We start from the raw sequence: 24,909 nt of genomic DNA on the forward strand, positions 1-24,909 counted from the left end.
GATGACCAAGTCCGTCGCGATCATCGCGGACCGCATCGCCTGGGAGGAAAGGCAGCTGATCCAGGCGGCGCCGGCGCTGGGCTTGGCGATCGAGTGGGTGAACGACGAGTCCCTGTGCCTGGGCCGTCCCGACTCCTCGCGCCTGGACGGCTACGACGCCCTGCTGCTGCGCAGTCGCAGCTACACGCGCGGCGGCCTGATCGCCACCCTGGCCGAGGAGGCCGGGCTTCCGGTGATCAACTCCGCGCGGGCGATCAACGCCTGCGAGAACAAGGCCGTGCTGCGGACCATGCTCCGCTCGGCAGGAGTACCGGTCCCGGAGTTCCGGCTGGTGCTCTCGCGGTCCGACTTCGCCGCGGCGCTGGAGGAGTTCGAGCTGCCGCTGGTGCTGAAGCCGGTGTACGGCGGCATGGGCAAGCGGGTCACCCTGATCCGCGACGCCGATGTCGCGCAGTCGGTGTACGACTACGTCGAGGATCTCGGGCACGCGTTCGAGCAAGCCTGCCTGGTCGAGCCCTTCCTCGCCGGAGGCACTTCGGTGCGCTGCCTGGTGGTGGGCGACGAGCTCGTCGGGGCCGCGGAGTTCGCCAGCGGAGGCACCGACTGGCGGAACAACGCCGCGCTCGGCAACAGCAGCCGCGCCATCGCCCGCGACCCCGACGTGGTGAAGATCGTCAACGGTGTGCTGGACGTCCTCGGCTCCGGGATCTACGGGGTCGACCTGTTCCGCACGGCCGAGGGCTTCGTCGTCAACGAGGTCAACCACGCACCCGGTTTCAGGGCCGTCGCCCAGACGACCGGGGCTGATGTCCCCGCCGCCATCGGCGGACACCTTCAGGAGCTGCTCGCATGATCCGCGCAGGAGTGGTCGGCGCCTCCGGGCTGGCAGGCGGCGACCTCATCAGACTGATCTCCCAGCACCCCGAGATGGAGCTGACCTTCCTGGGCGGCTCCTCGAACATCGGTCGGCGACCGGCAGAGCTGCACCCCGGGCTGCGCTTCGACATGGGCCTGACGGTGCAGCCGGTCACCGAGGACGTGGCCGATCTCGTCGACGTGCTGTTCCTGGCGACGCCGGCGCCGGTCTCCGCGGAGCTGGCCGCGTTGCTGGCCGACCGCATACCGGCGGTCATCGACCTCAGCGGCGCGTTCCGGATCCGCACCCCGGAGCTCCACGACCGCTGGTACCCGAAGGTGAAACGGCGCACCGACCTCGTGGACCGGTTCGTCTACGGCGTGCCCGAGCTGGTCGGCGAGCAGCTCGCGGACGCCGCGCTGATATCGCTGCCGGGCTGCTACGCCACGGCGATGACGCTGTCCCTGGCCCCGCTGACGCTGGGGCTCGGGCTGGCGCTGAAGACCGTGGTGGTGGACGGCAAGAGCGGCTCCAGCGGCGGCGGCCTGTCACTGCGCACCACGGACCTGCATCCGCTGCGCAACGGTGCGATCGCCCCGTACTCGCCGACAGGTCACCGGCACGCCGGTGAGGTGAGTGACTTCCTCGAACGCGGCAGGCCGGGCTCGGTCGCGTCGCTGTCGATGTCGGCGTACGGCGTCTCCCACGTGCGCGGACTGATGACGAGCAGCTACGTGTTCACGGACGAGAAGGTCGACCTGCGGGAGCTGCAGCGCGCCTACACGCGCTTCTACAAGGGCAAGCAGTTCGTCCGGGTGCGCCGGCACAACGAGACGCTGATCCCGGTGCCCGACCCGCAGGCGGTGCTCGGCTCCAACTTCTGCGACGTGACGGTGCTGCACGACGAGGAGGGCGGCCGCGTCGTCGCGCTCGCCGCCCTGGACAACCTGGTCAAGGGCGCCGCGGGTCAGGCCGTCCAGGCCGCGAACCTGCGGTTCGCGCTCCCCGAGGAGACGGGGCTGACGATGCAACCGGTGATGCCGGCATGAGCGGAGACGGAAACGTGACTCAGAGTGTGGCGGGGAACGCCGGCGCGGCCCCCGTCGTGGTCAAGCTGGGCGGAAGTTGCCTGGACGATCTGGCCGAACCGTGGTGGGACGACCTGGCCGAGCTCGGGCGAAGCCATCCGCTCGTTCTGGTGCACGGCTGGTCCAAACCGCTGAAGCGATTCAGCCCTCGCTACAGCGAGCCCTCGGCGATCCTGCGCGACCGGTACGGCAACCAGAGCCGGTGGACCACGCCCGAGGTGATCGCGGACATCAAGACGGTCAGTGCCGTGATGGCCGAGGACGTGCTGGGCCGACTGGAGTCGCGCGGAATCGTCGCCGAGCGAGTGCTGGGCAGCGACGGCCTCGTACGGGCCGGCGAGGGCGAGCGCTGGTGGTGGCAGGGCAAGCAGCTGGTGGAACTGGAGAACCTGGTGGGTCCGATCACCGGGGTCGATCCCGAGGCGCTGAAGAACCTGCAGTCGGGCCACGCCTACCTGGTCACGCCACTGGCGCGGAACGAGGCCGGCAAGGAGGTCAACACCGATGCCGACCGGGCGGCCGCGGCCGTCGCCGGCGAGATCGGCGCGAGTGACCTGGTGCTGGTCACCGACGTGACGCATCTGCTGATCGACGGCGAGCCGGTCTCCCGTATCAGTGCCGAAGCCGCCGCGGCCTTCCGCGACAAGGGCGCCACCGGCGGCATGCGCAAGAAGCTGCGGGCTGCGGGCGAGGGCCTGGAGCGGGGGGTGGAGCGGGTCGTCATCGGCAGCGCGCCCGTCACCGCTCTGCTGGCCGGCCGCACCGGCACCGTCATCACACGAACCTGAGGAGCGCTGAACGTGGCTCAATCCCGCGTGCTAGTGGTCAACAACGGAACGCTGTCCCTGAAGCAGCTGCGCCACCGGTTCGAGGAGCTGGGATCGGCCACCGACGTGGTCGACGCCGCCTCGGTGCCGGCCCGGCTGGACGGCCGCCATCAGGCCATCGTGCTGAGCGGCACGAAGGTACGGGCGTACGACACGGAGTTCTACAAGCCGCTGATCGATCTGGTCATGACCTCGGAGGTCCCGGTGTTCGGGATCTGTGGCGGCATGCAGATCATCGCCGTCTCGCAGGGCGGGCGGCTGGCCGAGGGCCCGCAGCGCGTCGGCGGTTACGACGTGGAGGTGGACAAGGAGGAGCCGTTGTTCACCCATGTGAAGCCCACGGTGACGGTCTTCCACCGGCACACCCTCTATCTGCAGGAGGCTCCCGCGGGCTTCCGCTCCATCGGCCGCTCCGAGCACGCTCCCGTGGAGTTCCTGCGCTCGGACGACGGCCGGATCCACGGCGCCCAGGCGCACCTGGAGTTCCGCAGCGACGGGCGGGAGATCCTGCGGGGCTTCGCCGAGCTCTACCAGTGACCGCGCACCCGACTCCCCCACCACTTCCCCTCTTAAGGACTTGGCAATGAGTGATCTGGAAGAGACGCAGGACCCGGCCTTCACGGTCCATCTGAACGGTAGCGGCGGCGACATCAAGGGCTGGGTCGTCGTCGACTCCCTCTACGACGGCCTGGCCATGGGCGGCACCCGGATGACCCCCGGGGTGACCGAGGCGGAAGTCGCGGGCCTGGCACGCGACATGACCCACAAGTTCACCCTGGCCGGACTGCCGATCGGAGGCGCGAAGGCCGGCATCGTCGCGAACGGCGCGGACCGTGAGCAGACGTTCCGGACCTTCGGCCGGACGATCAAGCCGCTGCTGCACGGCGGCATTCACCTGGGCATCGACATGGGGGTGACCCCGGCCGACCGGGCGGTCTTCTTCGACGAGGCCGGCTACGACCCGCGGTTCCGGCTGGGCGCCCCGGACATGCCGATCGACTGGCGTACGTACTACGAGCCCCTGATCGACTGCACCGGGCACGGAGTCGGGGTGGCCGCGGTGACCGCCCTGGAGGCCTCCGGGCGGTCGGAGGCGGCGCGCGTCGTCGTACAGGGGTTCGGCGCGGTGGGTCGCGCGGTGGCCCGGTTCCTGGAGGAACGCGGACACGTGATCGTCGGTGTCGCCGACATCGACGGCACGATCAGCGCGGACCGGCTTCCGGTGGACGACCTGATCGCCGTCACCGACGAGTTCGGACGGATCGACCGCTCCAGGCTCCCTGCCGGGGTCAACGTGTCGGACGGTGCCGACGCCTGGCTCGAGGTCGACGCCGACCTGCTGATCCTCGCCGCGCAGAAGTACGCGATCAACGCCGAGAACGCGCACCGGCTGCGGGCACCGCTGGTCGTCGAGGGCGGCAACCTCAGCTCCAGCGACGAGGCCAAGGAGAAGGTCCGGGCCTCCGGTGGCACTCTGGTGCCGGGCGTCATCGCCAACATCGGCGGGGCCGCGTCGGCGGCACTGGCCGTCACCCGGGTGGTCCCCTTCGACCTGGGGGCCGAGGCCCGCAAGGCGTGGGTGTTCGACTGGGTGGGCGACCGGGTCCAGCTCAACACCCGTGCGCTTCTGGAGATCGCCGCGGCAACGGCGGGCGACCCTCTGCCCGAGCTCCTCGCGACGCGGCGAGCGGAACGCCGATGACGGCCACGGTCGTGGCCGCCCCCTCCCGTCACGGCGCGGAGGCCGCGGACCGGATGGCGGAGTACCGGCGCCGGGGCTGGTGGCGGGACGAGACCTTCCTCGACGACCTGCGCCGGCAGGCCCGGGAGCGGCCGCGCAAGCTGGCCGTCGCGGGACGCCGCCTGGACGAGGCACGTACGGACACCCTGGACTACGCGGAGCTGTCCCGGCTGACCGACCGCTTCGCCGGGGCGCTGCTGGAACTGGGCGTTCAGCGCGGTGACGTGGTGGCCGTACAGCTGCCGAACCGGTGGGAGATGGTGCCGCTGATGTTCGCCTGCATGGCGGTCGGTGCCGTGATATGCCCCATTGCGCCGGTGTGCCAGGAGGAGGAGCTGCGCCACCGGCTGGCCCTCACGGAGGCCCGGGTGATCGTGACGGTTCCCGAGTGGGAGGGCTATCCGCTGGCGGACACCGTCAACGCGCTGCGGCAGGAGCTTCCGCTGGAGCACGTGGTGGTGGTCGGGGGGCACGCGCCCGACGACGCGGTCGACTTCCACGACCACTTCGTCCAGGTGCACTGGGAGCACGAGCGCGCGGCTGATCTGGAGGGGCGGCAGCTCCGGCCCGACGAGCCGTTCGTGGTCCTGTTCACCTCGGGCACGACCGGTTTCTCCAAGGGTGTCGTGCACAGCCAGAACACCGTCCACTCCGGTGTGCGCGGCTACGTCGACACCTTCCTGCTCCGTGACGACCTGGTGGCCGCGGTCACCACCCCGCTGGTCCACTACTCGGGCTTCGGCCAGGGCGTGCTCGCCGGGGTGATGCTGGGCGGGACGATCGCGTTCCAGGACGGCCCGGACCACGCGGGTCTGCTGGATCTGGTGGAACGCTACGGTGCGACGCTGCTGTACGGGCCGCCGCCGACGCTGTCCGGCGTGGCACAGGCACAGCAGATCGACCCGCACGACGTGTCGAGCCTGCGGCACACGGTCACGGGTGCGGCGCCTGTTCTCCAGCCGCTGGTGGACGAGTTGCGGGAGACGTTCGGGGCCCGCACGTACTCGGTGTGGGGCATGTCGGAGTTCGGCCCGGTCACCATCAGCCGGCTGGACTACAACCAGGACTGGGCCGCGCACAGTCACGGTCGGCCGATCGACTCCATGGAGATCCGGATCGACCTGTGCCACGACCCGTCGAAGCGGGCCGTCGTTGGCCGGCTGCGGGCGCGTGGCGCGTCGCAGGCGCTCGGCTACTTCAAGCAGCAGGAGGCCTTCGACGCGGAGTTGACCGCCGACGGCTGGTTCGACACCGGGGACGTGGCGCGGGAGGACGGGCGCGGCGGCATCCGGATCCTGGGGCGCGCGAAGGACACGATCCTGCGTGACGGGATCGTCGTGCCGATGGCGGAGCTGGAGGCGATCCTCTCCCGGCACCCGAAGGTGGCGGAGGTGACGCTGCTGGGGCCGAACGGCCAGGTGGACGATCCGATCCTGGTGGTCGCCGTGCCCCGGGGCGGTGCCCGTCCCACCCTGCGGGACATCCGGGAGCACCTGCGCCGGAACGGGCAGGACCCCCGGTTCTACCCGGAGCGGCTGGAGGTCGTCGACGCGCTGCCCAAGACGCTGACCGGCAAGGTCCGCAAGGTCGAGCTCCGGGCGCGGTACGCGGGAGGGTGACGCGCCCTCAGCCGAAAGCTGCCGGGGGGTGTCCTTCCCCCAGCCACCCCCCGGCTTTCCCCCACTCCACTTCCCCACTTCCCCCACTCCTCCTCCCCCACTTCCCCCCTCCACTTCCCCACTTCCCCCGCTCCTCCTCCCCCACTTCCCTCTCCCCTCACTTCCTTCTCTCCCAGACTCTTCTCCCCCTCTCAGGAGGCCTGCGCCATGTCCTCGTCCGTGCCGGTGACCATGTCGGCGACCCTGGCCGCCGACCAGGAGCTGGAGCACCGTCGGCAGGCGGGTGAACGGGTGCTGTTCCTCGCCAGTGGCGAGATCGGCCTCCCCGTGCTTCCGGCGCTTCGGGAGCGGCTGACGGAGGCGGCGGACCGCAATGCCTACGGGCCGGTGACCGGGTCGGCGGAGTTGCGGGCCGCGGCGGCCGGGTACTGGACCCGGCGCGGACTGGAGACCGGTCCGGCCGATGTGGTCTGCGGACCGGGCAGCAAACCCCTGCTGTTCGCACTGCTGCTCGCGGTGGGCGGCACGGACGTGGTCGTTCCGGTACCGAGCTGGGTCAGTTACGGCGCCCAGGCCCGGCTGGCTGGAGCCCGCCCGCTGCCGGTTCCCGTCCGGCCCGGTGAGGGCGGTGTGCCCGATCCCGACGCGCTGCGCGAGGCCGTTCTGTCGGCCCGCGCCGCCGGCCGTGATCCGCGGTGCGTGGTCGTGACCGTGCCCGACAACCCGACGGGCACGATCGCGTCACCGGAGACGGTGCGCCGGCTGGCGACGGTGGCGAGGGAGCTGGACCTGGTCGTGGTCTCCGACGAAATCTACTGCGACCTGGTGTTCGATCCCGAGCGTCCGGCGGTCTCCCCCGCCGTGTTCGCACCGGAGCGCACCGTGGTGACGACCGGGCTGACGAAGAACCTGGCGCTGGGAGGCTGGCGGATCGGCATCGCCCGCCTGCCGTCCGGCCCCCTGGGCGACGGCCTGCGCGGGCGGCTCGTGGGTGTCGCCAGCCAGGTCTGGTCGAGTACGGCGGCGCCCATGCAAGCGGCCGCCGCCTACGCCCTCGGCGAGCCGCCGGAGGTGGTCGCGCACGTCGCCGCCGCCCGGCGTCTGCACGAACGGGTGGTCCGGAAGGTGGCGGCTTCGTTCACGGCCACGGGCGCGCGGCTCGCCCCCGTGCGGGCCACCTGCTATCTGTATCCCGACTTCGAGCCCTTGCGGGAGGCGCTCGGCCGGGTCCACGGGGTCGCCGGGGGCGACGATCTCGCCGCCCTGCTCACCGACCGTTACGGGGTCGGCGTGTTGTCGGGCACCGCGTTCGGTGAAGCCGACCGATCCCTGCGGATCCGGGTCGCGACCAGCCGACTGTACGGAGACACCGACGCCGAGCGGTGGGCGGCACTGTCCGCGCCCGACCCCTTGTCACTGCCCTGGATCAGGGCGTCACTCGACCGGGTCTCGGAGGTCCTGACGGATCTGACCGCGGCCTTCGACGACCGGCCCTGAGCCGGATTGCCATCATCGCCGCGCCAGCGCTCCGGCCGGGCGGCGGATTCCCTTCCGACGACCTTGAGGAGGTCGCTCTGTGATGTCCGTTCTCTTCGAATGCGAGTACCGCGGACAGCGTTACGCGGGCCTGGGGCTTCCGGTGCCCGCCGAGCCGCTCACCCTGTACCCGGTGTCCGACGGGCAACTACGCCGAGCCGTCCTGGCCGGCGGTGGCACCGAGGCGCTGCTGGCCTCGGTGGTCTCGGGTGGCGCCCCGGTCACGGTCGCCTACGGCGACCCGGAGGTGCGCTACCTCCCGCCGCTGCTTCCCAAGGACTCCGGGAACTCCCTGATCACCGGGTTCATGGGGACCCACCGCTCGAAGTTCCCCCAGCCGCCGGCGCCCGACGAGGAGTTCATCGCCCCGAACTGGCTGATCAAGGGGTTCGGTGCGTGGCTGGAGACGAACAGCGCGCCGCTCACGGTGCCGGCGTCCGCGGTGGCGCTCCTGGAGGAGCCGGAGGTCGGTCTCGTCTTCGTCAACGACGAGCAGGGTGATCCGCACTACGCCGGGTACACCTTCGCCAACGACCTCAACGACATCGGCCTGCACCTGAAGAACCCGTGGGGATGGACCCCGTACGCCAAGCTCTGCGACACGTCCATGACCCCGTGGCTGTTCCTGGGTGCGCCGCCGGAGTCGGTGACGGGGCAGATCATCATCGAGCGCGAGGGCGCCGTCGCGTGGAAGGGCGACTTCACCTGCGGTGCGGACGCGATCTTCCAGCGGGTGCCGGACATGGTGGACAACCTGTTCTCCTACCCCGGCATGCGCCGGCCGGAGCTGGTGAACTACCTGCTGCTGGGCTCGGACAAGGCCAGCTTCCACGCCGGGTTCCGCATCGCGGACGGCGACCGGGTCACCTTCGACATCGCGAGCCACGGCGTGGTGCTGTCGAACGAGGTCGCCTACGCCCCTCAGACGAGTACGGCGGCCTCCGCGGGCTTCACCGCCTGGGACCGGGCCTCGTCCTGAGCCTTGCGGACCGCTTCCACGTAGTCGGCGATGGCGTCACGGTTGCGCTCCAGGCAGCGGATGCGGTCGGTCATCCGGTCGCGTTCCCGCTCCAGGGTCGCGATGGTCTCGTCGGTGGCGCTCGAGATGCGGGTGGCGCGCGGAGTGTCCATGCACGGCAGGATCTGCTTGATGATCCGGGTCGGCAGCCCCGCGTCGAGCAGACCGCGCACCTGGAGCACCCGGTCGACGCAGGACTCGGCGTAGTCCCGGTACCCGTTGGGAGACCGACCGGAGCGGAGCAGTCCCTGCTCCTCGTAGTAGCGCAGCAAGCGGCGAGAGGTTCCGGTGCGTTCTGCGAGCTCTCCGATCAACATGTGACCCACATCACCTTCCATCACCTTGACCTTCACATCAATGTAAGGGTTTGAGCATACAGTCATGACCACTTCCCAGACCGAGTCACCGGCCTCCGCAACCTCCAACGAAGACACGGGCCAGGGACTTCCCTGGTCCCCCCTCCTGGCCCTGGGCACGGCCGCCTTCATGGGCATCCTCACCGAGGCCCTCCCCGCCGGCGTCCTGCCCGAGATGGCCCGGGACCTGTCCGTCAGCGAGTCGGCGGCGGGTCAGTCGCTGACCATCTACGCCATCGCGACCGGCGTCGCGGCGATCCCCCTGTCCGTGGCCACGTCGGCATGGCGGCGCAAGCGGCTGCTGCTGCTGGCCGTGGTGGTCTTCGCCGTCGCCAACGTCGTCACCGCCGTGTCCTCCAGCTACCCGCTGACCATGGCGTTCCGCCTGCTCGCCGGTGTGGCGGCCGCGGCCGTCTGGGCCGAGCTGGTCGGGTACGCGCGCCGGCTCGCACCGCCTCACCTGCAGGGACGGGCGATCGCGATCACCATGGCCGGCATCCCGCTGGCCCTTTCCCTGGGCATCCCGGTCGGCACCTTCCTCGGCGGCCTGTTCGGCTGGCGCCTGACCTTCGGCCTGGTGGCCCTGATCTCCGCCCTGCTGCTCGCCTGGATCAGCGTATCGGTGCCCGACGCCCCGGGACAGAAGGCGGGGCAGCGGGAGCCGATCCTGAAGGCCCTCAAGCTGCCCGGCGTCGTGGCCGTGCTGTTCGTGGTGGCCGCCTACGTCCTGGCCCACAACATCCTCTACACCTACATCGCCACGTTCCTCGACGAGTACGAGATGGGCGGACGGCGCGACATCGTGCTGCTGGTGTTCGGCATCGCGTCCATGGTGAGCATCTTCGTCACCGGTGCCATGGTCGACCGCAAGCTGCGGCAGCTGACGGTGGCCTCCACGGCGCTGTTCATCGTCGCCTCGGTGATGCTGGCACTGCTCGCGGAGAGCGACTACGTGGTGTACACGGCGATGGTCCTGTGGGGTCTCGGCTGGGGCGGGGTGGCCACCCTGCTGCAGACCGCCGTCACGGACGCGGGCGGCGACCGGGGCCAGGCCCTGCTGGTGACCACCTGGAACTCGTTCATGGCCGGCGGTGGCGCGGTCGGCGGCATCCTGCTCGACTCCATGGGCCCCACGTCCTTCCCGTGGAGCGTACTGCTCCTCCTGGTGCCCGTGCTCCTGGTCGTCGTCGCCTCCCGGCGGCACGGCTTCCCCGCCAAGCGCCCGAGCGCGACCTGAGCCACCGCGGGACACGTACGGATGCGGCCTCTGAGCGACCCGGTGCCTCGCGCACCCCGTCGCCCGGGGGCCGCGCCGTCTTGCCCCCGGGCTTTCGGGAAGGGCGCGCGGCAGATCGCGGGGGACCGCCACGCGCCCCGCTCACCCCCGCCCCATGCGGTATCCCACGCCGCGCACGGTGACGATCCAGGAACTCGCGCGGAGCTTGACGCGCAGACTGCGGACGTGGGTGTCGATGGTTCGACTGGAGTCGGCCCAGCTGGTCTCCCAGACCCTGGCCATCAGCTGTTTGCGGGAGACCGCCTCGTCGGCGTTGGCGGCCAGCACGTGGAGCAGGTCGAACTCCTTGCCCGTCAGGCCGATTAACTCCCCTCTGAGCCGCACCTCACGGGCCGGCACGTCGATGCGCAGCGTGTCCAGCACGATCGTGCGGGCCGGGGTCTGACGCGGCGAACTCCGGCGCATCACCGCCTCGATGCGCGCGGCCATCTCGCGGGAACCGCACGAGAGGTCGACGCAGTCGTCGGCACCGGCCTTGAGCGCCAGGACCCGGTCCATCTCGGCGTCGCCCGGCGACACGGAGATGATCGGCTTGTCACCGGACGCCCGGATGGTCCGGCACACCTCGATGCCGTCGATGTCGGGCAGATCGAGGTCCAGCAGGACCAGGTCGGAGTTCTGGTGCATCCTCAGCGCCTTGGCACCGGTGTCCACGCTGCTCACGGAGTACCCCTGCCTGCGCAGGTCGTTCATCCTCGCCTCGGCCTCGATGGCATCGTCCTCGACAACCAGCACGTGGATCGCCGTCTGCGTCACCGCTCCCCCTCAAGTGCCCGTCAACGTAAGGGCGTACAACCCTGGCGCACGCCCGTCAGGTCAGAACAAATAATAGTTCTCTTTTTTTTGCTGTGGCGAGTACGCCGTCTAATGTGACCCGACAGCCACCATCGGCTGTGAGGTCGAGACGTCAGTGAAGGATGGTGCGATGCAGGACCGAGCCGCCCGGACACGACAGGTCGTGATGCGTGCTGCCGCAAGCGAATTCGACACCGGGGGCTACAAGGGCTCTTCGTTGTCCCGCATCGCGAGAGCCGCCGGCATCTCCGTCGGAGCCCTCACCTTCCACTTCCCCAACAAGGAGGAACTGGCGGCCGCGGTGCGCGCGGAGGGACGCGAGGCCACCGAGACGGCGGTGCGACGGGTGGCGGCGCGGCGGGAGCCTCCCGTACGGGCGGTCGCTTCCCTCAGCGTGGCGCTGACGGCGCTCCTCGAAGAGGACGTGACGGTACGGGCAGCGGCCCGCCTCAGCCGCGAGTCCACCGAATACTGTTCGGAGTGGACGTCGGTCTGGATGCCGGTGATCCACGACCGGCTGGGCTCGCCCGCGGGGGCCCGAACGCCCGCAGAGGGCGCCGCGCTGGAGTGCCTGGCCACGTACCTGGTGGTGGGGGCGGAGCACGACATCCGCCGGCGGGCCTCCTGTCCGGACATACCGGCAGGACGACCCGCTCAGCGGGTGGCGCGCATCTGGGATTTAGTCATGCACTGCCTCACGGACGAGACAGGTCACACGGCGCCGACACCTCCGTCCACCGGCACCGCTCCGCCGGTGACGAACGAGGCCTGATCGCTCAGCAGCCATGCCGCGGCCCGTGCCACCTCCACCGGTTCGGCGAGGCGGCGCTGGACGGCGCGGGCCACAGCGGCCTCCGCGAGGCCGGGGACGTCACGGATGGCGGATTCCATGAGTTCGGTGCGTGTGGCCCCGACGAGCAGGGCGTTGACCCTGATGCCGTGGCTTCCGTACTCCGCGGCAGCGGCCCTGGACAGGCCCACGACAGCGTGCTTGGCCGCCACGTACGGAGCGATCGCACCGGTGGCGAACCGGCCGGCCGTACTTGAGGTGTTGACCACCGAACCTCCGGAGGGCCGGGCGGCCATCGCGGGCAGCTGGTGCTTGAGGCAGTTCCACACGCCGCGCACGTTGACGTCCATGACGCGATCGAACACCGCGTCGTCGGTCTCGTGCAGGAGCGGTCCCATGGCGCCCCAGCCCGCGTTGTTGAACGCGCCGTCCAGCCCCCCGAAGGCCTCCACCGTCCTGGCGACGGCATCCTCCACCGCCCGGCTGTCCGTCACGTCGCCCGGCGCGGTCTCGGCCCGCCCGCCCGCGTCCCGTATCTCCGCGGCGAGCTCCTCCAGCAGGTCCTTGCGGCGGGCCATCAGCATCACGGCCGCCCCCTCCGCCGCGAAGTGCCTCGCCGCGGCGGCGCCGATACCGCTGGACGCGCCCGTGATCATGACGCTCCTGCCGTCGAGTAAGCCTCTGCCCTGTGCCATGCCACTCCCCCTTCATTCTGGTGAACGGCACGCTCCCACGCGCCGGGTTCCGTCGAACCGTTCCGATCCGGCCAATCGTCAGGAGGCGGACCGGGGCGCGTCCGCGGCCTCGTCGCCCATCCCCCGCGCCCGCCCCAGCTCGATCCGCTTCGCGGCGCTGGGCACCGCGACCGCCTGCAGGAGACATCGCCAGACGTCCTCCACGCGCTGGGGCAGGTCCGCGTGACCGGTCTCGATGTGCGAGTGCATCTGCGCGCCGGTACAGGCGTTGACGATCAGGCGGGCCAGGGCTCCGACGTCGGTCCCCGCCTTCAGTTCGCGCCTGGCCTGCGCCGCGCGCAGGTCCCGCTCGATGAGCTCGGTCCACTGCTGGTGCGAGTTCTCCTCCGGCGCGGTGAAGTGCTCCTGCTCCCAGACCAGTCGGGCACCGGCCTGCAGAATGGGACTCTCCAGAAGCCGGTACGCCCAGGTCAGCGTCACGTCGACGGCGTGCTGCAACCCCTGCGAGGGGTTGGGCGGAACGACGAACTCAGGCTGTGCGGTGACGATGTCCCTGGCCAGGTCCTCCTTGTTGCGGAAGTGGAAGTAGATCGCGCCCAGCGTCACGTCGGCACGGTCGGCGATCTTCGTGACGCTTGCGCCCGCGAATCCGCTCTCCGCGAAGACCTCCGCCGCGGCCCGGACGACTGCCGCCCTCGTCCGCTCGGCCCTCTCCTGCTTCATGACCCGACCCGCCACGTGTCCACGCTCCTGTCTCAATCCGCGATCTCGATCCTTCTCCAAAAGAAGAATCTTCTTTATTTTATGCGAGGCATCAGCGAACCACACGCTTCCATGCCTCAACTCCCCCTGCCCGCAAGCGAGGAGACGAACCATGACGTCGAGCAACACAGCTGTCACGACCTTGCCGGCTACCGCGATCGACATCGGCACTCTCGTGCGCAAGGCCAGCGCGCAGGAAGTCCTGATCACCGCGTGGACGAGGCTCTGCGAGACCACGCAGCAGATCACCGTCCACTGGCCCCGGGACCACGCCTTCTACGCCGAGGGCCACCGGTACAGCCCGCTCCTCCTCACCGAGAGCCTTCGGCAGGCCCTCGCCCTGCTCACCCACGAGGTGCACGAGGTGCCCCTGGGCCACCGGCTCGGCTGGGAGCAGTTACGTTTCCGCGTCGACCCGGCCGCCCTGACCATCGACCGCGGCCCCGGATCCGAGTCGGTGACGCTCCTGGTGAGCCACCCTTCCGTCAGACGCCGCCGGATGGGCTCGTTCCATCTCACCTCGCACATCGAGGCCTTCCGACTCGGTGAACGGATCGGCCACGCCGAGGTGCAGTACTCGGCCCACCCGCCCCTCCTGTACGACCGGCTGCGCGGCCCCTACGCCAACGCGGCCGAGGCCTTCTCGAAGGCCCTGCCGCCGGCTCCCCCGGTGGCCGCGCACCTGGTCGGCCGCGGCGACGGACAGGACGTGGTCCTGTCGCCCACCGGCACGCCGCTGACCTGGCAACTGAGAACCGACACCGGCCACCCGGTGCTCTTCGACCACCCGCACGATCACGTACCGGGCATGGTGCTGCTCGAAGCCGCGGTCCAGGCCGCGCAGGCCGCGCTGCCCGAGCCCGTCGACGCGACCGCGTGCGACACGGAGTTCTTCCGGTACGTGGAGTTCGACCGCCCCTGCCTGGTGACCGCCGAGCCCGGCGTCGCGGACGGCACAGGACGGAGGCAGGTGCTGGTGCACGCCTCCCAGGACGGCATACCGACGGTCACCACGGCCGTCACCACGACGCCTCGCTCGGCATGACCTCGCGTAGAGCGCCGTCGCCCGCACGGGCGACGCCGCGCCGCGGGCCCCGACGCCCCGCCCGTCCCCTCCGGCAGCTCACCGCCGTGATCCGAACGACCGCGCCCCGGAGACCGGGCCGACAGATAGCGTGCCTGCTGATGCTCGCCATACGGTTCGACCGCTTCGGCGGCCCCGAAGTCCTCACACCCGTCGATGTCCCCGCCCCCGTACCGGGGCCCGGCGAGACCGTCATCACCGTGGAAGCCGCCGGCGTCAACCTCGCCGACACCTTCCAGACCGACGGCTCGTACCTGGACGCCTCCCAACTGCCCCACATCCCCGGCGGCGAGGTCGTCGGCCGCACCGAGGACGGCCGTCGGGTTCTCGCCAAAGTCACCCACGGATACGCCGAGCAGGTCCTCTGCACGGAGTCCGCCCTCATCCCGATCCCTGACGACATTACGGCCCCACAGGCGCTCGCCCTGCTGACACAGGGCCTCACCGCCTGGCACCTGCTGCGGTCCGCCGCGCGCCTGCAGCCCGGGGAGAGCGTGGTCGTCCACTCGGCCGCGGGCGGCGTGGGAAGCCTCGCGGTCCAGTTGGCCAAGGAGTTCGGGGCAGGCCTCGTCCTCGCGCAGGCCTCGAACCCCGACAAGGAGCGGCTCGCCCTCGACCTGGGCGCCGACGGCACAGCGCGCTATCCCTTGCCCCAGCGGGCCGACATCATCCTCGACGCGGCCGGCGGCACCCTGTTCCAACAGGCCCTGGAGTCCCTCGCCGACTTCGGTCGACTCGTCACCTACGGCAACGCCTCCCGCATCCCCCACCCCCCGCTCGATCCCGCCCGTCTCAGCCGCCTCAACGCCTCCGTCGTCGGCTTCTGGCTGCGTCCGACGCTCGCACGCCCCGAGGCACTGAGCGGCCCGCTGAAGCAGCTACTCGACCTCACACGCCAAGGACGGCTGCGCCCCGTGACAGGAACCGAGTACGCGCTCGCCGACGCCCGCCAGGCCCACATCGACCTGCGGGAACGCCGCACCACCGGCAAGATCGTCCTCCGGCCCCCCGAAGGACGGGGCAGCCGGTCCATGCCGCGGGGAAGCAACCTCGTCGCCCACACCGCCGGCGACGCCTGACGTTCACAGGGGCAGCTTGGATCCTTCAACGCTCACTGCGGGACTCCGGTCGCTGCTGCTGGTCATGGTGACCAGGACAGGCGGTCCCGGGAGTGCCGGGGCGGGGTCGGGCGGAGCGGACGGGGGCGTGGGTGCGCCCGGTCGCGGTGCCAGGGGCGGACCGGGGACGGTCCTCAAGATCGCCGAGCGCGCTCCGACGCTAGCCGGAGGGGCCGGGACGCTCCCGCAGGACACACGCCGCGGTACGCGCTTCCGGGGCCGCTCACCGCTTCGGCGGAGCCGGAGGGGGCCGGGCTCGGCGTCGTCCCGGACTCCGGAGGGGGCCGGGCTCGGCGTCGTCCCGGACTCCGGAGGGGCGGAGGGCGCCGTCTCACGTCACACCGGTCCTCCCCCGTCGTCCCTGGCCAGCCGCCGAGGTGAGCTGGCAGGATCGCCCCATGCTCGCCTCGCTCTCCCGTGCCGCCCGCCGCCGCCTCCTGGCGCTGTCGGCCGCGCTGCTCGCGCTGTGCGGGGTGGTCGTGTGGTGGATCGCGCCCTTCGGCTCCCCCGTCCCGAGCGGCCCGGTCACCTTCAGCACGGGCGTCAACAGCGGCGTCTACCAGAAGTACGGGGAGCTGCTGAAGGGCGCGCTCGCCGAGGATCTGCCCGAGGTCTCGATAACGCTCAAGACCAGCGAGGGCTCCCAGGAGAACCTGGCGCGGGTGGCCACGGGCCAGGCGGACTTCACCGTCGCGACGGCCGACGCGGTCGCCCAGTACGTGCGCGAGCGCCGGCCCGGCTTCGAGCGGCTGCGGGGCTGCGTGCGGCTGTACGACGACTACGTGCAGCTCGTGGTGCCCACGGGCTCGCCGGTGCGGAAGCCGCAGGACCTGCGGGGACTGCGGGTCGGCGTCGGACAGCCGGGTTCCGGTGTGCGGCTCATCGCGGACCGGGTCCTCGCGGCGGCGGGCCTCACTCCCGTACGGGACGTGGAACCGGTCTCGGCGGGCATCGACACGATGCCGACGCGGATGGAGAACGGTGATCTCGACGCCTTCTTCTGGTCGGGCGGCCTGCCCACCGAGGCGGTGCAGAAGCTCTCCGCGCGCTTCGAGATCCGGCTGATCCCGCTGGACAAGGCCCTGGTCGGCCGGCTGCACGACGTCGGCGACTCGACCCGCCACTACCGGTCGGCGACGATTCCCCGGGACGCGTACACGGAGGTGCGGAACGGCGACCAGGTCGAGACGCTCGCCGTCGCCAACCTCCTCGTCACGACCGTCGAGGCCGATCCCGACCTCGTGGAGGGCTTCACCCGTACGGTGATCGGGAGCCGTGACGTCATCGGCGCCAAGGTCCACCCCGCCCAGCTCGTGGACCTGCGGACCGCCGTCTACACCGACCCCCTGCCGCTCCACGAGGGCGCGCGGCGGTACTACCGCTCGGTGAAGCCCTGAGCCGTACGGGCTCCCGCGACGCGTCCGGCGGCGACTTCCCCGGCCGCCTCCGCGACCCTCAGGCGTACCCCTGGCCGTTCCACCGCTTCGGCGCCTGACGGGGGACCGTCACCGTCACCCGCAGCCCGTGCGGCTCGTTCGGGGCGAAGGAGATGCCGCCGCCGCCCGCCGTGAGCAGCACGCGCGTGATGGAGAGGCCGAGGCCCGAGCCCTTGACGTTCTGGTGGCGGCCCGAGCGCCAGAAGCGGTCGCCCACGCGCGTGAGCTCGTCCTCGGTGAGACCGGGCCCCCGGTCGGCCACGACGACGTCGACGGTCCGCCCGCCCGGGGCGGCCGAGACGGTGACGGTGACCTCCTCCCCGGCCGGGGTGAACTTCAGCGCGTTGTCGATCACCGCGTCGAGCGCGCTGGACAGGGCCACCGGGTCCGCCCAGCCCGTGACCGCCCCGCCCGCGCCGGTCAGCCGCACGCCCTTGTCGTCGGCGACCGGCCGCCAGGACGCGACCCGCTCCGCCGCGAGCGCGCCGACGTCGGTGAGCCGCAGCTCGGCCGCCTGGTGCTCGGCGAGGGCCAGGTCGAGGAGGTCGTCGAGCACCTGGGCGAGGCGCTTGCCCTCGGTCCGTACGGAGGCGATCTCCTCGTTCCCCTCGGGGAGTTCGAGCGCGAGGAGCTCGATGCGGAGGAGCAGCGCGGCCAGCGGGTTGCGCAACTGGTGGGAGGCGTCGGCGACGAAGGCCCGCTGCTGTTCGAGCACGTCCTCGACGTTGTCGGCCATCTCGTTGAACGAACGGGCCAGGCGCCGCAGTTCGGGCGGCCCGCCGGCGGCGGCGACCCGGGAGTTCATGCGGCCGGTGGCGATGTCGTGGGTGACGGAGTCGAGGACGCGGACCGGCCGCAGGACCCAGCCGGTGAGCCGCACGGCCGCGCCGACGGCGACCAGCATCGCGACGGCCTCGCCGACGAAGATGACGAGCCAGCCGCGCAGGATGCGCGAGCGGAGCTGCCCGGTGGGCGAGTCGGTGACGACGACGGCGACGACGTCGCCGTCGCGGACCACCGGCGAGGCGACGATCAGCCGCGCGTCGCGCTGCCAGGGCCACACCTGCGGGGGGTCGTGGCTGCGGCGCCCGAGCAGCGCCTCCCGGAACGCGCGACGGCCCTCCCCCTCGTACGGTACGACCCAGTCCTCGGGGGCGGCGGCCATCGCACGGTTGTCGCGGTAGAAGATGCCGACACGGATGTCGTAGACGTCGTGGTAGCTGGCGAGTTCACCGCCGAGGGTGGCGCGCCGCTCGTCGAGTCCCGGGTTGCCGTCGCCGACGAACTGGGCGAGCGCGGCGAACCGAGCGCCGTCGTCGAGCCGGTCGACGACGACCCGCTGCTGCTCGGAGGCGGCGAGGCTGGCCGCCAGCGGGAAGCCGAGGGCGAGCAGGACCCCCGCCATCAGGATGATGAGGAGGGGGAGGAGTCGGGTGCGCACGGGCGGGCCTGCCGGGGGTTACGCGGCGGGGGCGACGAGGCGGTAGCCGACGCCCCGCACGGTCTCGATCAGGGCGGGCATCCGCAGCTTGGAGCGCAGGGAGGCGACGTGCACCTCCAGGGTGCGGCCGGTCCCCTCCCAGCTGGTGCGCCAGACCTCGCTGATGATCTGCTCGCGGCGGAAGACGACCCCGGGGCGCTGGGCGAGGAGCGCGAGGAGGTCGAACTCCTTGCGGGTGAGGGCGACGGCCTCGCCGTCGACGCTGACCCGCCGGGTGGGCAGCTCGATGGTCACCGAACCGAGCCGCAGCAGGTGTCCCTCGGCCGTCCCGGCGGCGCCCGCCGCCTCCTCCGCCCCGCCGTGGCGCCGGCTGACGGCGTGGATGCGGGCGAGGAGCTCGCCGGTGTCGTAGGGCTTGACGACGTAGTCGTCGGCGCCGAGGTTGAGGCCGTGGATCCGGGACCGTACGTCGGCACGGGCCGTCACCATGATCACCGGGGTGGTGGTGAGCTTCCGGATGCGGCCGCAGACCTGGTAGCCGTCCTGGTCGGGGAGGCCGAGGTCGAGCAGGATCACGCCGTACGAGGGCCGCTCGCCCTGCGCGGTGGGCAGGACGGCCTGGAGCGCCTCCTCGCCGTTGCGGGCGTGGGTGACGGTGAAGCCGTGGCGGGCCAGGATCGCGGAGAGGGCGGCGGCGACGTGGTCGTCGTCCTCGACGAGCAGCAGTCGCATGGCTACCTCCTCCTGAGGGGGTCGAGCGGTCCGTGCCGTGTGCACGAGGGCGGTCCGTGTGTACGCGGTGGTACCAGGGCATGAACGCCGATCATCACCGTCGCAGTCAAGTCTCCCCCTGCGACCCCGGCGTTTTTCGTTATCCACCCGGTACGACCCGCACACGTCCTTCACGCAGTGTGCCCGGTTGCGACCGGATCGTTATCCTCAATTTCCGCTCAGATGTGATGACGGTCGTCTCGTCGGGTCTCTAGTGTCCTCCCCAACCGAGCAGGACGGAGCAAGAGGCCCATGAGCGGAGTGTCAGTGTCCAAGGGTCCCGAGGACGCCCCGCGCGGCGCGGACGACCTGGTCGTCCTCTCCGAGGTGAACAAGCACTTCGGCGCGCTGCACGTCCTCCAGGACATCGACCTGACGATCACCCGCGGCGAAGTCGTGGTCGTCATCGGACCCTCCGGGTCCGGCAAGTCGACGCTGTGCCGCACGATCAACCGCCTGGAGACCATCGACTCCGGCACCATCACCATCGACGGCAAGGCGCTGCCCCAGGAGGGCAGGGAGCTCGCCCGGCTGCGCTCCGACGTCGGCATGGTCTTCCAGTCCTTCAACCTGTTCGCGCACAAGACGGTGCTCGAGAACGTGATGCTGGGTCAGGTCAAGGTCCGCAAGACGGAGAAGACCGCCGCCGCGGCCAAGGCCCGCGAACTGCTGGACCGGGTCGGCGTCGGCTCGCAGGCGGACAAGTACCCCGCGCAGCTCTCCGGCGGTCAGCAGCAGCGCGTGGCGATCGCCCGCGCGCTCGCGATGGACCCGAAGGTCATGCTCTTCGACGAGCCGACCTCGGCCCTCGACCCCGAGATGATCAACGAAGTCCTCGAGGTCATGCAGCAACTCGCCCGGGACGGCATGACGATGGTGGTCGTGACGCACGAGATGGGCTTCGCCCGCTCCGCCGCCAACCGCGTGGTGTTCATGGCCGACGGCCGCATCGTCGAGCAGGCGGAGCCCGAGGAGTTCTTCAGCAGCCCGCGCAGCGACCGGGCGAAGGACTTCCTCTCGAAGATCCTGCACCACTGAGCAAGATCCTGTCTTAATGGGCGAGTTGGGGATTCCCTCGCCTCGACTCACTTCTACCCGAAGGACTTTTCCTCCATGAAGCTGCGCACCACCGTCACCGCCTCCGCGGCCGCCGTCGTCCTCGCGCTGACCGCCACCGCCTGTGGCGGCGGCTCCGACTCGGGCAGCAACGGCGACAAGATCACCGTCGGCATCAAGTTCGACCAGCCCGGCCTCGGCCTGAAGACGCCGGACGGCACGTACGCCGGCTTCGACGTCGACGTCGCCAAGTACGTGGCCAAGGAGCTCGGTTACTCCGAGGACAAGATCAACTGGAAGCAGGCGCCGAGCGCCGAGCGCGAGAACCTGATCAAGAACGGTGACGTCAAGTTCGTCGTCGCCAGCTACTCGATCAACGACAAGCGCAAGAAGGAGGTCGACTTCGCGGGTCCGTACTTCCTGACCCACCAGGACCTCCTCGTCCGCGCCGACGACAACTCGATCACCAAGGTCGAGGACCTCAACTCCAAGAAGCTCTGCTCGGTCACCGGCTCGACCTCCGCGCAGAACGTCAAGGAGAAGCTCGCCCCGAAGGCCGACCTCCAGCAGCTCGGCGGCTACTCCGAGTGCCTCACCGGCCTGGAGAACAAGGCCGTCGACGCCCTGACCACGGACGCCTCCATCCTCGCGGGCTACGCCTCGCAGAAGGAGCACCAGGGCAAGTTCAAGCTCGCCGGCCTGAAGATGAGCGACGAGAACTACGGCATCGGCCTCAAGAAGGGCGACGACGAGCTCCGCGGCAAGATCAACACCGCCCTCGAGAAGATGGTCTCCGACGGCACGTGGGAGAAGCTCGTCAAGGAGCACTTCGGCCCCTCGGGCTACAAGTACGAGCCCGCGCCCGCCGTCCAGAAGTAGTCGCGGTCTCCAGAGGCAGCCGCGGTCGGAGCTGATCCGACCCCCGCCTCGGCGGTGACGGCCCTCCCCCGGGAGCGGCCGTCACCGCGGCACCGGCCGGCTCTTCAGACGGCCTCCACACCGACCGACCACCAGGGGAGAGCGCGGAGCATCGTGTTCGACTTTCTTGATTCCGGGCAGTACGACCTGCTCGGCGCCTTCTGGGTGACGGCGAAACTCGCCCTCTACTCGGCCATCGGCTCCCTCGCCTGGGGGACGGCGCTGGTCGCCATGCGGGTCAGCCCGGTCCCGCTGATGCGGTCCTTCGGCACCGCGTACGTCAACATCGTCCGCAACACCCCGCTGACGGTCGTCATCGTGGCCTGCTCCCTGGGCCTCAACCAGACGCTCGGCGTCACGCTGGGCGGCGACCGCTCCGACGACATCGGCTTCCGGCTCGCGGTCCTCGGGCTCGTCGCGTACACCGGCACCTTCGTCTGCGAGGCGCTGCGCTCCGGCATCAACACCGTCCCTCCCGGGCAGGCGGAGGCGGCCCGCGCGCTCGGCCTGAGCTTCACCCAGGTCCTCTCCCTGATCGTGTTCCCGCAGGCCTTCCGCGCCGCGATCACCCCGCTCGCCAACGTGCTGATCGCGCTCACGAAGAACACCACCGTGGCCTCGGCGATCAGCGCGGCCGAAGCGGCGCTCCTGATGAAGGAGATGGTCGAGAACGAGGCCGACTCGCTCTTCGCCGTCTTCGCCCTCTTCGCCTTCGGCTTCATGGTCCTCACCCTCCCCACCGGCCTGCTGCTCGGCTGGGCCGCCAAGCGTCTGGCGGTGAAGCGATGAGCTCCGTCCTGTACGACACCCCCGGCCCGCGCGCCAAACAGCGGAACGTGATCTACACGATCGTGTTCCTCGCGGCGATGGCCGCGCTCGCCTGGTGGGTTCTCGCCGCCCTGGCCGAGAAGAACCAGCTGGACGCCGCCAAGTGGACGCCGTTCGTCACCGACTCCCAGGTCTGGACGACGTACCTGCTGCCCGGCCTGGTGGAGACCCTCAAGGCCGCGGCCCTCTCCATCCTCATCGCGCTGCCGCTCGGCGCCGCCCTCGGCCTCGGCCGGCTCTCCGACCACCGCTGGGTGCGGGTGCCCGTCGGCGCGGTCGTGGAGTTCTTCCGCGCCATCCCCGTCCTGCTCCTGATGATGTTCGCCGCCCAGGCCTACCGGGAGTTCACGGCCGTCAGCTCGGACTACGTCCCGCTGTACGCCGTCGTCACCGGCCTGGTGCTCTACAACGCCTCGGTCATCGCCGAGGTCGTCCGGGCCGGCGTTCTCTCGCTCCCCCGGGGCCAGGGCGACGCGGCCGTCGCGCTCGGCATGCGCAAGGGGCAGACCATGCTGTACGTCCTGCTGCCGCAGGCCGTGACCGTCATGCTCCCGGCCCTGGTCAGCCAGCTCGTCGTGATCGTGAAGGACACCGCGCTGGGCGGCGCCATGCTCGGCTTCGCCGACCTGCTCAGCCAGAACCGGCAGATCACGGCCAACTACGGCGCCAACACGATCGCCACCCTCACGGTGATCGCGCTGATCTTCATCGCCATCAACTTCGCCCTCACCACGCTGGCGAGCCGGCTGGAGAAGCGGATCCGCACGGGCAAGAAGGGCCCCGGTGCGACCGCGATCGTCCCGGCGCAGGGCGGCGGGGTTCCGGCGGACGCCGGGAGCGCCGCGGCCGAGGCCGCCACCGGCGCCTGACCGAGGCCGGACGGAACCGCCTCGTTGGACGACACGGGTGGGCCGGAGCGGTACTGACCACAGGTCAGCCGCACCGCGCCCACCCCGTCACTTGACGCAAGCACCCTCAGTGGGTTGCATACGTTCTGTGATCAACCACCGGGCTCGTGCCACACTCAGCTGTGCTGCCCCCATGACCGTCCGGCCGTCAGGAGCCGCGCCGTGGACCCGGTGATCGTCGTGGGTGCGGGGCCGGTCGGCCTCGCGCTCTCCCTCGCCCTCGCCGCCCAGGGCGTGCCCAGCCTCGTCCTCGACGAGGGCTCCGGCAAGGAGGACCCCCGCCCCGCGCGGACGGTCGTCCTGCGCGCCGACACGGCGGCCATGGTGGAGCGCCTCGGCTGCACCACCCTCCGTGACGAAGGCCTCCGCTGGGTCGGCTGGCGCAGCCTCCGCCGCCGCCAGGTGATGCGCCACACCGCGCTCGACCTGGGCCTCGGCGGTACGGAGGAGTGGGCGGAGGACCCCGACTCGCCCGCGTCCCCGGCCGCGCCGCTCCACATCCCCCAGCACGCCCTCGCGCGCGGGCTGCGCGACGCCATCGCCCACCAGAAGCTCGTCACGGTCGTCACCGAGGCCCGGCTCGACACGATCGAGCAGGACCGCGACGGGGTCACCGCGCACACCCGGGGCCCGGAGGGCACCTGGTGGCGCGGCAGCCACCTGGTCGGCTGCGACGGGGCCCGCTCGACCGTCCGCAAGCTCCTCGGCATCCGCTTCCCCGGCCGTACGGCGGTGGAGCGGCACGCGGTCGCCGCGCTCCGCACCGAACTGCCGTGGCCCGGCGAGGCCCTGCTGCACCGTCAGCCCCCGTGGCGGGGCAGCGGCGAGGAGATCACCGCCCGCCCGCTGCCCGACGGCGTGTGGCGGATCGACTGGCTGCTCCCGCCGCGCGGCGACCTCGTCACCCCGGACGCCCTGGTGACCCGTATCCGGGAGACCCTGGCCGGCTGGTGCGACGGGGCGACCCCGCCGTACGAACTCATCGACACCGGCGTCCACACCCTGCACCACCGGCTCGCCCGGCGCTGGCGCGTCGACCGGGTGCTGCTCGCGGGCGACGCGGCGCACCTGCTCGGCGCGGTCGGCACCCAGGGCCTCGACGAGGGGCTCAGGGACGTCGACAACCTCGCCTGGAAGCTCGCCCACACCTGGCACCACGGCGGCTCGGAGCGGCTGCTCGACAGCTACCAGAGCGAGCGCCGGACGGCCGTCGCCACCCGGCTGCGCGCGGCGGACCAGTCGCTGCCCGTGCTGCGCGGCGGCGGTGGCCTGCGGGCCTACCTCCCCGGGGCCTCGCGCGGGCACGACGCCCTGCTGACCGACGGGCACGTGGGGCGCGGGCCGCTCGGCGCGCCCGCCGCGTACCCGCACTCCCCGCTCGCGCCCGAGGTCACCGAGGGGCGGATCCCGGTGGGCACGCCGGAGGGCGCCCCGGTCGAGGACGTCCGGGTGACCGCGCCGGACGGCTCGACCGTACGGCTCAGGGACCGGCTCGGGCAGGGCCGCCTCCTGGTCCTCCTCGTGGCGCCGGGCACCGGGGTGTGGGACCGGCGGCACTGGCGGAGCGCCGGCATGATGCCCCGGCTCGAAGAGGCGGTCCAGGGGCTGCCGATGAAGGCCGAGACCCTGGTGACCGAGGCCTATCCGGGTGCCCAGGCCCACGCCGTCCTGCTCGTACGGCCCGACGGGCACCTCGTCGCCGCGTTCTCGGGCGTACGGCCGGAGGAGCTGTACGCGGCGGCGGACGCGGCCCGCGGCGGCTCCTCCAGCGGCGAGACCGGCGAGGCTCCCGAGGCTGCTGAGGTGGCTGTGGCGGCCGAGGTGCCTGACGCCGCGGCCGAGGTCGTCCTCCCGGTGCAGGAGACCGCCGCCTCCTCGGGCGACACGGCCGACGCGTCGGGCGACGAGCCGGTCGACGCGTCCGCGGATCGGGACCGTACGGCGGACATGCATTGATTCCGCGCGGAGG

Annotated in this window: 24 protein-coding genes; 18 read left to right on the top strand and 6 right to left on the bottom strand. The window is 71.3% G+C overall.

The genetic code is table 11. The annotated features are described in order from the left end of the window. The first annotated feature begins 1 nt into the window (after window position 1). From AB0G79_RS24075 to AB0G79_RS24110, 8 genes are all read left to right on the top strand, one after another. Window positions 2-853 carry a RimK family alpha-L-glutamate ligase gene (locus AB0G79_RS24075; RefSeq protein WP_360809710.1) on the top strand — a complete coding sequence of 284 codons (852 nt, stop codon included), beginning with the start codon at window positions 2-4 and terminating at the stop codon, window positions 851-853. Then, complete coding sequence (gene argC / locus AB0G79_RS24080) at window positions 850-1,905, top strand: N-acetyl-gamma-glutamyl-phosphate reductase (RefSeq protein ID WP_360809712.1); 1,056 nt, start codon at window positions 850-852, stop codon at window positions 1,903-1,905. The genes AB0G79_RS24075 and argC overlap by 4 nt, the downstream gene beginning before the upstream one ends. Continuing rightward, window positions 1,902-2,732, top strand: a complete 831-nt coding sequence (locus AB0G79_RS24085; protein ID WP_360809714.1) for an acetylglutamate kinase — start codon at window positions 1,902-1,904, stop codon at window positions 2,730-2,732. Before argC ends, AB0G79_RS24085 begins: the two co-directional genes overlap by 4 nt. Window positions 2,733-2,744: 12 nt before the next feature. Further along, the gene (locus tag AB0G79_RS24090) at window positions 2,745-3,308 is read left to right on the top strand and encodes a gamma-glutamyl-gamma-aminobutyrate hydrolase family protein (RefSeq protein WP_360809716.1); all 564 of its coding nucleotides are present in this window, start codon (window positions 2,745-2,747) and stop codon (window positions 3,306-3,308) included. A 46-nt stretch (window positions 3,309-3,354) separates the two neighbouring features. Continuing rightward, complete coding sequence (locus AB0G79_RS24095; RefSeq protein ID WP_360809718.1) at window positions 3,355-4,473, top strand: Glu/Leu/Phe/Val dehydrogenase dimerization domain-containing protein; 1,119 nt, start codon at window positions 3,355-3,357, stop codon at window positions 4,471-4,473. Continuing rightward, window positions 4,470-6,131, top strand: a complete 1,662-nt coding sequence (locus AB0G79_RS24100; RefSeq protein WP_360809720.1) for an AMP-binding protein — start codon at window positions 4,470-4,472, stop codon at window positions 6,129-6,131. The genes AB0G79_RS24095 and AB0G79_RS24100 overlap by 4 nt, the downstream gene beginning before the upstream one ends. A 207-nt stretch (window positions 6,132-6,338) precedes the next feature. Next, window positions 6,339-7,628: a pyridoxal phosphate-dependent aminotransferase gene (locus AB0G79_RS24105; protein ID WP_360809722.1), complete on the top strand. Its 1,290-nt coding sequence runs from the start codon at window positions 6,339-6,341 to the stop codon at window positions 7,626-7,628. A gap of 82 nt (window positions 7,629-7,710) precedes the next feature. Further along, complete coding sequence (locus AB0G79_RS24110; protein WP_360809724.1) at window positions 7,711-8,646, top strand: fumarylacetoacetate (FAA) hydrolase; 936 nt, start codon at window positions 7,711-7,713, stop codon at window positions 8,644-8,646. On the opposite strand, the gene AB0G79_RS24115 is transcribed toward AB0G79_RS24110, so the two are convergent. Continuing rightward, window positions 8,589-9,002: a MerR family transcriptional regulator gene (locus tag AB0G79_RS24115; RefSeq protein WP_360809726.1), complete on the bottom strand. Its 414-nt coding sequence runs from the start codon at window positions 9,000-9,002 to the stop codon at window positions 8,589-8,591. The two genes, AB0G79_RS24110 and AB0G79_RS24115, sit on opposite strands and share 58 nt — an antisense overlap. A gap of 64 nt (window positions 9,003-9,066) precedes the next feature. On the opposite strand from AB0G79_RS24115, the gene AB0G79_RS24120 reads away from it, so the two are divergent. Then, window positions 9,067-10,278, top strand: coding sequence for an MFS transporter (locus AB0G79_RS24120; RefSeq protein WP_360809728.1), 1,212 nt, complete (start codon window positions 9,067-9,069; stop codon window positions 10,276-10,278). Window positions 10,279-10,419: 141 nt separating this feature from the next. Here AB0G79_RS24120 and AB0G79_RS24125 read toward each other — a convergent pair whose 3' ends face one another. Beyond that, window positions 10,420-11,094 (bottom strand): response regulator transcription factor, encoded by a 675-nt coding sequence (locus AB0G79_RS24125; protein WP_360809730.1) that lies wholly within the window; start codon window positions 11,092-11,094, stop codon window positions 10,420-10,422. Window positions 11,095-11,299: 205 nt separating this feature from the next. Here AB0G79_RS24125 and AB0G79_RS24130 point away from each other — a divergent pair, with 205 nt between their 5' ends. Beyond that, window positions 11,300-11,905: a helix-turn-helix domain-containing protein gene (locus AB0G79_RS24130; RefSeq protein WP_360809798.1), complete on the top strand. Its 606-nt coding sequence runs from the start codon at window positions 11,300-11,302 to the stop codon at window positions 11,903-11,905. Here AB0G79_RS24130 and AB0G79_RS24135 read toward each other — a convergent pair. Continuing rightward, on the bottom strand, window positions 11,845-12,579 hold the full coding sequence (locus AB0G79_RS24135; RefSeq protein WP_360809800.1) for an SDR family oxidoreductase: 735 nt from the start codon (window positions 12,577-12,579) through the stop codon (window positions 11,845-11,847). The genes AB0G79_RS24130 and AB0G79_RS24135 overlap by 61 nt on opposite strands. 117 nt (window positions 12,580-12,696) lie before the next feature. Beyond that, window positions 12,697-13,341, bottom strand: a complete 645-nt coding sequence (locus AB0G79_RS24140) for a ScbR family autoregulator-binding transcription factor (RefSeq protein WP_360809732.1) — start codon at window positions 13,339-13,341, stop codon at window positions 12,697-12,699. A 151-nt stretch (window positions 13,342-13,492) separates the two neighbouring features. On the opposite strand from AB0G79_RS24140, the gene AB0G79_RS24145 reads away from it, so the two are divergent. The 3 genes from AB0G79_RS24145 to AB0G79_RS24155 all read left to right on the top strand — a co-directional run bounded on the left by AB0G79_RS24145 (window position 13,493) and on the right by AB0G79_RS24155 (window position 16,979). Further along, the gene (locus AB0G79_RS24145) at window positions 13,493-14,425 is read left to right on the top strand and encodes a ScbA/BarX family gamma-butyrolactone biosynthesis protein (RefSeq protein ID WP_360809734.1); all 933 of its coding nucleotides are present in this window, start codon (window positions 13,493-13,495) and stop codon (window positions 14,423-14,425) included. 140 nt (window positions 14,426-14,565) lie between these two features. Then, window positions 14,566-15,543, top strand: coding sequence for a zinc-binding dehydrogenase (locus tag AB0G79_RS24150; RefSeq protein ID WP_360809736.1), 978 nt, complete (start codon window positions 14,566-14,568; stop codon window positions 15,541-15,543). A 437-nt stretch (window positions 15,544-15,980) separates the two neighbouring features. Continuing rightward, the gene (locus tag AB0G79_RS24155) at window positions 15,981-16,979 is read left to right on the top strand and encodes a TAXI family TRAP transporter solute-binding subunit (RefSeq protein WP_360809738.1); all 999 of its coding nucleotides are present in this window, start codon (window positions 15,981-15,983) and stop codon (window positions 16,977-16,979) included. A gap of 58 nt (window positions 16,980-17,037) precedes the next feature. On the opposite strand, the gene AB0G79_RS24160 is transcribed toward AB0G79_RS24155, so the two are convergent. Together AB0G79_RS24160 and AB0G79_RS24165 are read right to left on the bottom strand one after the other, a co-directional pair. Next, window positions 17,038-18,459, bottom strand: coding sequence for a HAMP domain-containing sensor histidine kinase (locus AB0G79_RS24160; RefSeq protein ID WP_360809740.1), 1,422 nt, complete (start codon window positions 18,457-18,459; stop codon window positions 17,038-17,040). 18 nt (window positions 18,460-18,477) lie between these two features. Beyond that, window positions 18,478-19,191, bottom strand: coding sequence for a response regulator transcription factor (locus AB0G79_RS24165; RefSeq protein WP_360809742.1), 714 nt, complete (start codon window positions 19,189-19,191; stop codon window positions 18,478-18,480). 291 nt (window positions 19,192-19,482) lie between these two features. On the opposite strand from AB0G79_RS24165, the gene AB0G79_RS24170 reads away from it, so the two are divergent. The 5 genes from AB0G79_RS24170 (at window position 19,483) to AB0G79_RS24190 (ending at window position 24,896) form a co-directional block, all read left to right on the top strand. Beyond that, window positions 19,483-20,268, top strand: a complete 786-nt coding sequence (locus AB0G79_RS24170; protein ID WP_360809744.1) for an amino acid ABC transporter ATP-binding protein — start codon at window positions 19,483-19,485, stop codon at window positions 20,266-20,268. A 75-nt stretch (window positions 20,269-20,343) separates the two neighbouring features. Next, complete coding sequence (locus tag AB0G79_RS24175; protein WP_360809746.1) at window positions 20,344-21,165, top strand: glutamate ABC transporter substrate-binding protein; 822 nt, start codon at window positions 20,344-20,346, stop codon at window positions 21,163-21,165. Window positions 21,166-21,318: 153 nt separating this feature from the next. Then, the gene (locus AB0G79_RS24180; RefSeq protein WP_360809748.1) at window positions 21,319-21,993 is read left to right on the top strand and encodes an ABC transporter permease subunit; all 675 of its coding nucleotides are present in this window, start codon (window positions 21,319-21,321) and stop codon (window positions 21,991-21,993) included. Continuing rightward, window positions 21,990-22,901, top strand: a complete 912-nt coding sequence (locus AB0G79_RS24185; protein ID WP_360809750.1) for an amino acid ABC transporter permease — start codon at window positions 21,990-21,992, stop codon at window positions 22,899-22,901. The genes AB0G79_RS24180 and AB0G79_RS24185 overlap by 4 nt, the downstream gene beginning before the upstream one ends. Before the next feature lie 201 nt (window positions 22,902-23,102). Continuing rightward, window positions 23,103-24,896, top strand: a complete 1,794-nt coding sequence (locus AB0G79_RS24190) for an FAD-dependent monooxygenase (protein WP_360809752.1) — start codon at window positions 23,103-23,105, stop codon at window positions 24,894-24,896. The last annotated feature ends 13 nt before the right edge of the window (window positions 24,897-24,909 follow it).

It is taken from the genome of Streptomyces sp. NPDC020807 (assembly GCF_040641575.1).
Classification (GTDB): domain Bacteria; phylum Actinomycetota; class Actinomycetes; order Streptomycetales; family Streptomycetaceae; genus Streptomyces.

Excerpts from the sequence above, each read along its gene's own strand:
- AB0G79_RS24075 (WP_360809710.1), top strand. The coding sequence starts at position 2 with ATGACCAAGTCCGTCGCGATCATCGCGGACCGCATCGCCTGGGAGGAA.
- argC (WP_360809712.1), top strand. The coding sequence starts at position 850 with ATGATCCGCGCAGGAGTGGTCGGCGCCTCCGGGCTGGCAGGCGGCGAC.
- AB0G79_RS24085 (WP_360809714.1), top strand. The coding sequence starts at position 1,902 with ATGAGCGGAGACGGAAACGTGACTCAGAGTGTGGCGGGGAACGCCGGC.
- AB0G79_RS24095 (WP_360809718.1), top strand. The coding sequence starts at position 3,355 with ATGAGTGATCTGGAAGAGACGCAGGACCCGGCCTTCACGGTCCATCTG.
- AB0G79_RS24100 (WP_360809720.1), top strand. The coding sequence starts at position 4,470 with ATGACGGCCACGGTCGTGGCCGCCCCCTCCCGTCACGGCGCGGAGGCC.
- AB0G79_RS24105 (WP_360809722.1), top strand. The coding sequence starts at position 6,339 with ATGTCCTCGTCCGTGCCGGTGACCATGTCGGCGACCCTGGCCGCCGAC.
- AB0G79_RS24110 (WP_360809724.1), top strand. The coding sequence starts at position 7,711 with ATGTCCGTTCTCTTCGAATGCGAGTACCGCGGACAGCGTTACGCGGGC.
- AB0G79_RS24115 (WP_360809726.1), bottom strand. The coding sequence starts at position 9,002 with ATGTTGATCGGAGAGCTCGCAGAACGCACCGGAACCTCTCGCCGCTTG.
- AB0G79_RS24120 (WP_360809728.1), top strand. The coding sequence starts at position 9,067 with ATGACCACTTCCCAGACCGAGTCACCGGCCTCCGCAACCTCCAACGAA.
- AB0G79_RS24130 (WP_360809798.1), top strand. The coding sequence starts at position 11,300 with ATGCGTGCTGCCGCAAGCGAATTCGACACCGGGGGCTACAAGGGCTCT.
- AB0G79_RS24135 (WP_360809800.1), bottom strand. The coding sequence starts at position 12,579 with ATGATCACGGGCGCGTCCAGCGGTATCGGCGCCGCCGCGGCGAGGCAC.
- AB0G79_RS24140 (WP_360809732.1), bottom strand. The coding sequence starts at position 13,341 with ATGAAGCAGGAGAGGGCCGAGCGGACGAGGGCGGCAGTCGTCCGGGCC.
- AB0G79_RS24145 (WP_360809734.1), top strand. The coding sequence starts at position 13,493 with ATGACGTCGAGCAACACAGCTGTCACGACCTTGCCGGCTACCGCGATC.
- AB0G79_RS24150 (WP_360809736.1), top strand. The coding sequence starts at position 14,566 with ATGCTCGCCATACGGTTCGACCGCTTCGGCGGCCCCGAAGTCCTCACA.
- AB0G79_RS24155 (WP_360809738.1), top strand. The coding sequence starts at position 15,981 with ATGCTCGCCTCGCTCTCCCGTGCCGCCCGCCGCCGCCTCCTGGCGCTG.
- AB0G79_RS24165 (WP_360809742.1), bottom strand. The coding sequence starts at position 19,191 with ATGCGACTGCTGCTCGTCGAGGACGACGACCACGTCGCCGCCGCCCTC.
- AB0G79_RS24170 (WP_360809744.1), top strand. The coding sequence starts at position 19,483 with ATGAGCGGAGTGTCAGTGTCCAAGGGTCCCGAGGACGCCCCGCGCGGC.
- AB0G79_RS24175 (WP_360809746.1), top strand. The coding sequence starts at position 20,344 with ATGAAGCTGCGCACCACCGTCACCGCCTCCGCGGCCGCCGTCGTCCTC.
- AB0G79_RS24185 (WP_360809750.1), top strand. The coding sequence starts at position 21,990 with ATGAGCTCCGTCCTGTACGACACCCCCGGCCCGCGCGCCAAACAGCGG.